At 41.5% G+C, this 10,545-nt stretch carries 9 protein-coding genes; 3 read left to right on the top strand and 6 right to left on the bottom strand.

Features of this window, described 5'->3' with window-relative positions:
• Positions 1–404: 404 nt before the first annotated feature.
• A complete protein-coding gene (locus CXF95_RS23855; protein ID WP_101201004.1) occupies positions 405–1,469 on the bottom strand; it encodes a 2-dehydropantoate 2-reductase in 1,065 nt (354 codons plus the stop codon).
• Positions 1,470–1,607: 138 nt separating this feature from the next.
• On the opposite strand from CXF95_RS23855, the gene CXF95_RS23850 reads away from it, so the two are divergent.
• Both CXF95_RS23850 and CXF95_RS23845 read left to right on the top strand, forming a co-directional pair.
• A complete protein-coding gene (locus CXF95_RS23850) occupies positions 1,608–2,849 on the top strand; it encodes a GGDEF domain-containing protein (protein WP_101201003.1) in 1,242 nt (413 codons plus the stop codon).
• Between the two features lie 11 nt (positions 2,850–2,860).
• Positions 2,861–4,111: a glycosyltransferase family 4 protein gene (locus tag CXF95_RS23845; protein WP_369809345.1), complete on the top strand. Its 1,251-nt coding sequence runs from the start codon at positions 2,861–2,863 to the stop codon at positions 4,109–4,111.
• A gap of 95 nt (positions 4,112–4,206) precedes the next feature.
• On the opposite strand, the gene CXF95_RS23840 is transcribed toward CXF95_RS23845, so the two are convergent.
• The 4 genes from CXF95_RS23840 to CXF95_RS23825 are packed head-to-tail and all read right to left on the bottom strand — an operon-like array spanning position 4,207 to position 8,297.
• Entirely contained in the window at positions 4,207–5,049 is an 843-nt protein-coding gene (locus tag CXF95_RS23840; RefSeq protein ID WP_232788009.1) for a phytanoyl-CoA dioxygenase family protein, read from the bottom strand.
• Between the two features lie 19 nt (positions 5,050–5,068).
• A complete protein-coding gene (locus CXF95_RS23835; RefSeq protein WP_101201001.1) occupies positions 5,069–6,076 on the bottom strand; it encodes a purine nucleoside permease in 1,008 nt (335 codons plus the stop codon).
• A gap of 40 nt (positions 6,077–6,116) precedes the next feature.
• Entirely contained in the window at positions 6,117–6,614 is a 498-nt protein-coding gene (locus CXF95_RS23830) for a thioredoxin family protein (protein ID WP_232788008.1), read from the bottom strand.
• Complete coding sequence (locus tag CXF95_RS23825; protein ID WP_101201000.1) at positions 6,615–8,297, bottom strand: SufS family cysteine desulfurase; 1,683 nt, start codon at positions 8,295–8,297, stop codon at positions 6,615–6,617.
• Positions 8,298–8,636: 339 nt separating this feature from the next.
• Between CXF95_RS23825 and CXF95_RS23820 the strand changes: the two genes are divergently transcribed.
• Complete coding sequence (locus tag CXF95_RS23820) at positions 8,637–9,404, top strand: hypothetical protein (RefSeq protein ID WP_101200999.1); 768 nt, start codon at positions 8,637–8,639, stop codon at positions 9,402–9,404.
• 147 nt (positions 9,405–9,551) lie between these two features.
• On the opposite strand, the gene CXF95_RS23815 is transcribed toward CXF95_RS23820, so the two are convergent.
• On the bottom strand, positions 9,552–10,508 hold the full coding sequence (locus tag CXF95_RS23815; protein ID WP_101200998.1) for a carbon-nitrogen hydrolase family protein: 957 nt from the start codon (positions 10,506–10,508) through the stop codon (positions 9,552–9,554).
• Between the last annotated feature and the right edge of the window lie 37 nt (positions 10,509–10,545).

The raw sequence follows: 10,545 nt of genomic DNA, 5'->3' as shown, positions 1-10,545 counted from the left end.
CGTTCGTATTGGAAGGAAAAATATTAAGTAAGACCGAGGTAAATTCTGTTTTGGATAAAGAATTGATCAAACTGTTATCAAGTTCATAATAAAATTAACCTTAATTCGGTTTAAGAGACGACAATTACATTAAAATGACCTTGAACGATTGAATTAAAGATCCACTAAAATTATTTTTATTGATTTCAGTAAACAATGGCTTAGTTTGTGTTTGAGCTGTTGAGTCAGGATAATTCTCGGATGCTATTTCGATAATCATTACCCTTTAACCCATTAACCCTTTAACCCATTAAACTTAACTATATCAATGGTTTGCATGCTGCTATTTGTGAAGTCGCCGTTTTGCTTACTCAAGGAACAACTGCTCAAAGCTGCAACGAGAAACACAATCCAGATCACATATTTCATTTTCCAGATACCCATGCCAAAAGTGTTTTTGCCGCAATGGGCGGTTTTTGCTCCTGGGTTAGGCTCGCGGTATCACTTAGCTGTCTTATCAAACCACTGATCTTTTCATTTGCGGGACAGGCAATATTTAAGGTTTTAGCATGCTTTAAAATAGCGCCGTTTATATGCTCTATTTCTGTCGGTTTGCCTTGTGACACGTCCCACCACATGGATGAACGGACGTTGGGGTCAATTTCTAACATTTTGTTAGCCACACGGGTGAAAATAAAGTTAGGGAGCCGTAATACCATAGGGATTTTGTGAGCAGAAATGGCGGTGACTTTAGGTAATTTAATACCTAACGCAGTGGTTACCTGTAATAACTCACTCATCAGTAAAGCGATGACTCTGCGATAACCCCGTTGCACCAACATGGTTTTGACCGGGATGTCTGCTAATGCATTGACACTGTTGCCCAAATTCAATTGTAATTTAGCCCATAGCAGAGAATCCATATTTTTGGTGGTGTTGATGGGTAAAAGTTCTGAGTGTAACGACATTACCAAGGTACTGATCCCGATTTGTGACTGAGGAGTCTGTTCAATGATCAACTTTCCTTCTGAGCCACGGTGAAAATGCCCCGGCGATATTTCAACCACATTAAAAGGTACCATTACCCTTAGTACCATATTGTTAGGATAGGCTTGTTTCACCGCAGCGTCTGAGCCCAATCCATTTTGACAACATAGGATAACGGTATTTTCATCCACCAACGGAGCTATATCGATAACAGCTTGTTTAATACCAGTACATTTAACGGTCAGCCATAAAAATCGCGCTTTTTTGACCTGTGTATTAAGTGCAGATAGTTGTTTATCATCTAGCACATCCATTTTAGGCAACATAGCCTCATGGCCTTGGTAATCCGTGAGCTTTAAACCTGAAGCGAGTTTGGACTTTATGGTTGCTCGACAAATTAAAGTTGTTTGAAATCCCTGAACACTGAGTGCGCCACCTAGATAACTGCCAATTAGGCCCGCACCAAAAATAGTATGTTGCTCCCAGGGGAAAAGATCTGTCATTGAAGCACTGCATATTCTAGTTATAGATTAAAATACCTTATCACAAAGCAAACAGCCTGTTGACCTTTTGCCGCTGGGTAAATTCACTTACAATAGCCCCGTTTGTTTATCCATTTTTAATCGAAGTGAGCATTATTTTTGACTGCTAAATTGTCACCCCTGTTGTCTCGATTGACTGATTTTTGTTGGTTGTTCTTTCCACCATTGCTTTTTTTTAGTGCTTTGTATGGCTGTTATTTTTTTAACACTAAATTAATTGGAAACTGGATCCTAAACCTATGGTGGATGAGTTATGCCAGTTTGGCTATCGCAGCGATTATTGCTTGGCAGTTTGGTAGAAGCCGACTGGTTTACGCCTGTTTATTGCTGTTACTTATCGCCGCAAATAAACAACTGACATTAAACCCAGAATTACTGGAAGTAAGATACAGCGGCATCTTGTTTGGTTTTGTCTTTTTGCTGTATAGCAGAGATAAAGGATTTTCTGCAATTAACTTGTGTTTCAGCATAGTGGTTTTATTGACCTTATTTGGGTTGAGTTGGTTAGCCATACCAGCATTGCAACTGCTCAGCCAAGCATGGTTAACCTCTTTAGATAGTTTGTTATTTCAACTGTCACCTGATTTACGCGCCCTAGTTACCCCTTTTAACAGTGTTTTATTCATTGTTAGCTTATTGCTTGGCTTGTTAAGGTTATTGTTAAAAACCGATAACACTCATAACGCGTTGTATTTTGCTTTGGTTTTAAGTGCGGTTATGCACATTTATAGTGATGCCGAATTTGGGTTGATCACAATCGTTAGTTTAGCCAGCTTGTTCTGTTATTCAGTACTCAAAGATAGTTTTACCATGGCCTTTAAAGATGAACTAACTGGGATCCCCTCCAGGCGAGCCCTTATGCAATATGTGCAAACCCTTGGGCGTAAATATACTGTGGTGATGTCTGATATTGACCATTTCAAAAGGTTTAACGATACCTACGGCCATGATGTAGGCGACGAAGTCTTAAAATTGGTTGCCAGTAAGTTAGATAAAGTGACAGGTGGCGGTAAAACATTTCGTTTTGGCGGCGAAGAATTCATTATAGTGTTTCCCCGTAAAACATCGGCTGAAGTGATGCCTTTTGTAGAGTTAGTGCGCCAAACCATCGCTGATTACGATATTGCTCTTAGAGCCAAACCACGGCCACCTAAGCCCAAGAAGCCTTTGGCTAGTAAAAAGCCAGCGGCTACAAAGCCCGTCAAAGTCACTACCAGCTTTGGTGTTGCCCAGCGTACAAAAGAACATGCTGACTTTGCAAGCATCATGAAACAGGCTGATATCGCCTTGTATGCGGCAAAAAAAGGCGGTCGAAATTGTGTCAGGATTGCCAAACAATGACGACTAAAAGTATTAACAAGCTACTAGTGTTAGGTTACGTATGGCCAGAACCGAATTCATCGGCTGCTGGCAGCCATATGTTGAGCTTACTCATATTGTTTATAAAACAAGACTGGCAGATCACTTTTGCTAGCCCTGCTCAGCAAGGTGAACATAAAGTCGATTTAACTGAGTTGGGGATCGACGAAAAAACTGTGGCACTTAATTGCAGCAGCTTTGATGACTTCATCAGTGAACTCAATCCCAATATGGTGCTATTCGATCGTTTTATGCTCGAAGAACAATTTGGCTGGCGAGTAGCCAAACATTGCCCAGATGCGATACGCATATTGGACACCGAAGATTTACACTCCCTTCGTCATGCAAGGCATCAGGCTTTAAAACAAAACCGGCCTTTGACTAAAAACGACTTGAATAGCGAACTAGCTAAACGTGAAATAGCCGCGATTTTTCGCTGTGACCTGAGTTTGATTATTTCGGACTACGAACTGCAGTTGCTCAAAAGCCATTACGCGGTTCCTGAACATATTCTATTACACATCCCTTTTATGCTGGACTTGCAAAACTTTACCCCATCAAAAAATAGCTACTCAGACAGACAATACTTCATCAGTATTGGTAACTTTCGTCATGAACCCAACTGGGACGCGGTACTGTTTTTAAAACAAAACATCTGGCCGTTAATACGCAAACAATTACCCAAAGCAGAACTACATATTTATGGTGCCTATCCTCCACCAAAAGCGACACAATTACATAATCCCAAACAAGGTTTTTTAGTCAAAGGTTGGGCAGAAGATGCCAAACAGGTCATGGAACAAGCCAGAGTCTGTTTAGCCCCGCTGCGCTTTGGTGCAGGTATAAAAGGCAAGTTAGCTGAAGCCATGTTTTGTGGCACACCCAACGTTACCACTAACATTGGTATTGAAGGCATGTGTATGGGTCTTGACTGGTCTGGACTAACAACAGATTTAAGCACATTTGATAGCCAAGAAGACTGCGCGGTAGACTTTGCTAATCAGGCTGTACAGCTTTATCAAGAAGAAACCTTATGGCACCAAAAACAACAGAATGGTTATCAGCTTATCAAAGCTAATTTTAATCAAGACAACATTCAAACAACACTGCTGTCGACCATCCAAAAGATACGAGATAATGTACAAACACATCGTACACACAATTTTATTGGGCAAATGCTGCAACATCATCACTTAAAAAGTACCCAATACATGGCTCAATGGATTGAAGCTAAAAACCGTTGAATCCGATACTTCAACGGTTATTGTTTGCAGGTTTCCAACCCAAAACCTGATCGAGTCGGACAGACACACCGAGGGAAAATGCCTTTAAATTTTTATTATGGCTCGAGTAATCTCAGAGGATGCTGGCCATTAACCATGCCCATAAAGGGAGAGTGAATCGAATAACCAACCAAAGAACGAAGTTCTGGCGAAAGGTTTTTTACGGTCTCTTTATTTAACTCTAACAAGTAATTTTCCTGTTGCCGCATAAATGCCTCACAATACTGATGGGTAACAGCCAGTCTTGGGGATTTAGCATGATTTGCACCACCGCCATGCCAGGTAGTTCCGAGGAAAAATATAACAGATCCAGCCGGCATCACCGCTTTTATGACGTTGTTGGGAGTGGGTCGTTGCTGGCCATCCCATTTATGACTGGTAGGCACAACAACAGTCGCCCCGTTTTTCTCTGTGAAATCGTCTATTGCCCAAATACTGGCCGCACCTAGTGGTGCTCTAGGCCTGGGAATTTGATAAAATGAATCATCGTAATGATAAGCTTGTTGCTTTTCGCCAGGAAGGATATTAATCACCTGGCTTTGGCTAAGCAGAAAATTAGGTCTGAACATTAAGTCCATTAAACCGAGGATCCTTGGGTGGTCTGCCAATCTATCTATGCATCGGGTTTTGGCCAATACGTTATATAACCGTTGAGTACTTTCTCCCTCAAATTCATTTCTACCTTTGTGGGCCATTAAAGGCAGGCAGGTGGTTTTAATATCGTGACACTGGGATGGGGTGAGTAAGCCTTTGATAATCACATAACCGTCAGCCATTAACATTTCAAAATCTTTATCAATCAGCGCCGACTGCCGTTGTGCAGATGGTTGCAGTTGTTTGAATTTTTTCGCCAGATCTCTGTCCGAATATCCTTGAATATTACCTTCGATTTTCATCATGAAACTGTCCTCACTATAATTAATGACTATCTGGCACGCCACCTTGCCAATCATTCCAATGTTTAACAATGTGATCAGTCACTGCACCGCCCACTAACACAATGTTTTCAACCGTTTCGGCAAAACCACCAGCCGTTTCTCCGGGTGCTGGATCAAGGTGTTCTAGGGTCGTTTCGTTTGGGTTACCTTGATCGAAATTAACGGAACCGCGCACACTTAAAATTCGTTGTGTACCATGGATTCGGCTTATTACCTGTGTAATAGCCGCGGCTTCCATTTCAGTTGTTATGTAATCATCTGCACCATATAACTCAGTGATATATTGCGCTTGTTTCGACAATCCCGGCCCATGGAAAAAGGTGTCACCTGTCATATGTGTCCCCGTAAACACTTTAGGTAATCGCCTTGCAGTTGTTTGTGGATAGCGCATTCGGTAGGCTTGAGCTTCGGGTGAGTCTTTAAGTGTTAAGTCTGAAGTTAACGCCAAGCTCCATTTAACCAATAAGGGATTAAGTTGATATCGACGAATATTTTCATAACCTTTACGGGGCATAAAAGTGGGGGCGCCTACTTTACCTTCTTCTGGGGCCCAGCGATGACCTAAGTCGTAGTCAATTAACCAACTGCCCCAAGTTACATCTCCTATTGTGCCTTTTGAAGGTGGTGTGCCACCCACCCCACTGAGAATAAAATAACTGCTCGAGAAATCAAATTTTTCATTGAGTATAATCGCCTGCATTGAAGCAGATGACGCCACCTTGCCCATGCCTAAAACGCCGCCACATACACCGTCGTGATTACAATAAACAGGCTTTAGAGCGCCCTTTACATCAAGCGGCTGACTGTTTTTAAAATAACGTTGATACCAGTGTTGAAACTCACCTGCCTTGTCACCTGAATTCTCGCCGATTTCAAACATGGCGGCAATAAACACTTTGATCTGAATAGGTTTAGCGCTGGCTACCACTTCACTACAAAACATAAAGGTGCAAAATAAAATTAAGGCTAATAAATTATATATTCTCACGAATATTTCCTTGCTATTAAAATAATTTGAAACTGAATACTTAATGAAATGCCTCAACGACCTTTTCCAATGTTGCCAAAAACGCTAGTGGCTCATAGCTTATCGGTAACTGTACTAATTTTTCCCCCTTTGTATTTAGTACCAACAAAGTAGGAAAACCAGATACTTGGTAGTTTTGCATAAAAGTTTCACCTTCAGGCGAGTCGTACTCAACACGCGCATAAACAAAACCTTGATTAAGCTGCGTTTTGACTCGTTCATCAGAGAACACTTGTTTGTCTAACTTACGACAGCTTGGGCACCAAATGGCTGACATATCCGCCAACACCAATTTATTTGAACTCTCGGCAATTTCTAAGGCTTGCTCTAAGGAAAGTATCTCTAACCCAGTTTCATCTATCACTTGTTGCCCAAGATAAGTCTGAACGGTTTTATTGCCGTAATACCCCAAGACTGATATCAGAATAATGATCCCGAAAATATCTAAGACTTTTCTAACGGGTGAACGTGTTTGATCCTGCTGTTTATTGGTAGACATCTAACTCTCTTTATTTGCGGATTGAAGTTGACAGTATTCAATAATTTTATTCACTACAGCAGAAAGACCATTACCTCTGGATTGGCTTAGATGTTTACCTAAACGTAATTTTTCTAAATAGTCAGTTAAATGAAAGGCTAAAACTTGATTAACTGTTTTGCCTGACATGGCTTCGAACACTACGGCCAATAGACCACGCACAATTTTGCTTGGCGAATCGCCCTCGAGTACTAATGAGCCGTCCTCGATATAACACCTTATCCATACTTGGCTTTCACACCCATGTACTGCTGACTCGTCGGTTTTATACTGGTCTTGTAGTCTGACTAAACCTTTACCCGCTAACATCAGTTGTCTGTAGGTTTGATCCCAGCTTTTTGCTTGTTTAATTGACTCAGCAATGGGTGCCAGCAAGGTTTGGTTATGCTCAGATGAGGTGTCGCTAGACTCCTCATGAATTGCAGGCTCAATCAATAAACCAATACATTCAATAAGCGCAGCACCGAAGGTATCAATGTCAGCACTGTTATTGTAAGCCGCCAAAGACACTCTGATGGTCCCATCGATACCCAGCTCATTCATCAAAGGCATGGCGCAGTGATGCCCTACCCTAACAGCAATGTTACACTTATCTAAGAGCACCGCTAAATCGTAATGACTGACGCCTTGCACGGTAAAAGACTGCACACAAATACTATTAACGCTGTCACCCCATAATCTAACCTGTGGGATAGCTGACAAGGTAGAGAGTAATTGTTGATACAAATCTTGTTCAAGGGCTAATAGCATTTTTCTATGCTGTTGAATAAACTCACTGGCAACGGCTATACCTAACACCCCTGCAATATTCGGCGTACCGGCTTCAAATTTTAGCGGCGGTGGCTGAAAGGTGGTGTGTGAGAAGCTAACTTGTTTAATCATCTCACCGCCTAGTTGATAAGGCGGTAATTGCTCAAGTAAATCGTACTTACCGTATAAGACACCTATGCCAGTTGGGCCAAACATTTTATGGCCACTAAACACATAAAAGTCGCAACCCAACTGTTGCACATTCACACCCAAGTGACTGACGGCTTGTGTACCGTCTATTAATGTTAAGGCGCCTACTTCTTTGGCCTTGGCAATAATGGCTTCAATTGGATTGATATTACCCAAAGCATTAGACACATGGCCTAAAGCAACTAAAACAGTGTTGGCGGAAATCAATTGTAATGATTCGTCTAGCTTCAACACGCCATTGGCATCCACTGGCATGACCTCAAGCGTCAGATTAAGCCCTTGCGCTATTTGCTGCCAAGGCACAATATTAGCGTGATGCTCAAGTGCTGAAACTAAAATACTATCCCCTGCTTTAAAGTGACTTTTAGCTAAACCACTGGCCACAAGGTTAATGCTTTCAGTCGCCCCTTTGGTCCACACAATTTCTTTATGACTATTGGCACCAATAAAGTGTTGGATAGTCTTGCGCGACTGTTCAAACTGTTCAGTGACAATGGCCGCCAACTGATGACTAGAGCGATGCACATTCACCGCACGCTCTTGGTAGTACTGTTGCGTAATATCGACAACCGACTGCAATTTTTGACTGGTAGCCGCGCTATCCAGATACACGCAGTTCTGTGAGTTTGGATTGCAGAAAAATGGAAAGTGTTGACGTAAAGTATTAGATGGTTTTGATTGCATTGATTTTATAAACAAATAAATTTCAGAGCACGATTGTTGTCAATCAACAGCAGATTAGCAAGGTATTTAGGTTGGATTGGGCAAGGTTATAAAAGCGCGCACCTCTAGGTTACTTAATTTGGATGATTTAGCACGCAAACTGACAACGAATGCAGATACAACTTAACTAAACCATTTGTCTGAATAAATCCGCGGTTATCAACTCCCAAATCGTTTTGTATAACGGATGTAAATATTGCAGAAGTTTGCTGAAACCGTTATTTCTGCCTCAGAAAATGATAGACGACTATAATACTTATATAAATTTTCTGTATTAAATAAAAAACTTATGGCGGCATTATGCTTTTGAAAAATGTAATTAAGGATATTCAACGTCATAATTGGTTTGCCGTTTTCTTAGATTTTGCTGTTGTGGTCATAGGTATATTAGTCGCAATGCAGTTGGCGGATTGGGAAGAAAATAAAAACGAAAGTAAAATAACCGAAGAGTACACTTTGCTTTTAATGGAAGATTTAAAAGCGGATCAAAGAAGCGCTAAAAATGCAGAGAATTATTATTTCCAAGTACAACAATTTGGAAAAAATGCATTAACCTTATGGGCAAATTCCCAAGGATTATCGCCTGAGCAATTGGTGGTTTCTTTTTATCAAGCGTCAAACATTTTCGCTAATAATTCCACATCTGGCACTTATGATTCATTAGCATCTACAGGTAGGTTAGGCTTAATAGGAGGGCCTCAATTAGCGTCTACTTTATCGAATTATTATGCTAGGGCTCTTGACTCATTAATTTATTCTAGCCCGCCATATCGTATGGAGGTTCGTGGTATCCTACCTCCCGACGTGCAAGATTTGATTAGACAAAACTGCGTAAAACTGACGATAGAAGGAACGTTAAATGAAGTATTGTCAGATACCTGCGATATCGGATTGAACACAAAAGAAGCCCAGAGTATTTTATCTGATTTAAAAGAACATCCTAAGATAGCTTTCTATTTAAGACAAAAGATAGCGCTAGATGCTCTAGCAACTGAGGTATTAAAACTGCAGTCAATTGAGTCAAAACGACTTCTAGAAATTATCAATAAAGTGCATGCTGAAATTTAACTTAACCTGCTGTTTAAAATTCATCCAAAGCATAGGATGAATGCTCTTTCTAGAGCATTTTCGTCCGAACATTAACGTAAAGGTTTAATAAAAATAAAACCTGCAGTTAAACAACGCCCTTGTTAGTTTATTCGGTTTCGCAGTAACCTAACCGATAAATTTAGCGGTAGTTTGTCGCTCACGATTCACAATAAGCTGAGTGACGTCAGGGCGAGAATAATGACCTACCGGATCAAAATTGTGGCGTTCTTCATAAACTAAATTGTGATCAAGTCTGGCGCAATACACTGCCTCATCACCCACTTGAGGCTCTATTAACCACTCTCCCGTCGGTGCAGCGATGCAGGAACCACCATTGGCAAAATATTCAGGGCTGTCCAGTAGGATTTCATCTAGATAAGGCGTATCCACAGGGAAATCTGCCGGGCGCATTAAGCTCGAAACAGACATCACGTACGACCGTCCTTCTTTGGCAATAAAACGTGTAATGTCCTGGGTGTTATGCAGACCGCCCGGCCAGATGGCCACGTGCAAATCTTCACCCTGAGCGTACAAGGCTGCCCGCGGTAACGGCATCCAGTTTTCCCAACAATTAAGCGCGCCAACAGTAAAATTCCCTAATGCATGGGTCTGCAATCCATGGCCATCACCTGGCGACCAAGTTAGACGTTCTTCGTATGTGGGCATTAGTTTGCGATGCACATGTAATATTTGACCTTGCTGACTGATATACACCAGTGAACAATAAATGCTGTGCCCTCCCCTGTCTGATGCACGTTCGGCAGTACCCAGAATCACTTGAATATTTCGCTGCCCGGCCAACTGGCAAATGGCGTCTAAATCTCCCCTTTCAATATTCACCCCTTGCTGTAAATACAAACTTTGGATTTGCTTTTGTTTGGCACTGTTAAACACCGCGCCGCCAGTAGGCTCAAGCCAAAATGGATAACCCGGTAACAAAGCCTCACCAAAGGTGACTAATTGACTGCCTTTATCAGCTGCCTCTGAAATGGCGGCTAAAATTTTATCTATGGTTTTTGTTTGATTAAGCCATACAGGGGCAATTTGAGCCATTGCCACATTGATGTAACGGTCGTCGGACATGTTTCTCTCTAAAGTTAACAATCGAGCAGTCTAATTT

This window comes from Paraglaciecola sp. MB-3u-78, assembly GCF_002835935.1.
Classification (GTDB): Bacteria; Pseudomonadota; Gammaproteobacteria; order Enterobacterales; family Alteromonadaceae; genus Paraglaciecola.
This window is presented reverse-complemented; position numbering and strand designations above follow the sequence as displayed.

Excerpts from the sequence above, each read along its gene's own strand:
- CXF95_RS23855 (WP_101201004.1), bottom strand. The coding sequence starts at position 1,469 with ATGACAGATCTTTTCCCCTGGGAGCAACATACTATTTTTGGTGCGGGC.
- CXF95_RS23820 (WP_101200999.1), top strand. The coding sequence starts at position 8,637 with ATGCTTTTGAAAAATGTAATTAAGGATATTCAACGTCATAATTGGTTT.
- CXF95_RS23825 (WP_101201000.1), bottom strand. The coding sequence starts at position 8,297 with ATGCAATCAAAACCATCTAATACTTTACGTCAACACTTTCCATTTTTC.
- CXF95_RS23815 (WP_101200998.1), bottom strand. The coding sequence starts at position 10,508 with ATGTCCGACGACCGTTACATCAATGTGGCAATGGCTCAAATTGCCCCT.
- CXF95_RS23840 (WP_232788009.1), bottom strand. The coding sequence starts at position 5,049 with ATGATGAAAATCGAAGGTAATATTCAAGGATATTCGGACAGAGATCTG.
- CXF95_RS23830 (WP_232788008.1), bottom strand. The coding sequence starts at position 6,614 with ATGTCTACCAATAAACAGCAGGATCAAACACGTTCACCCGTTAGAAAA.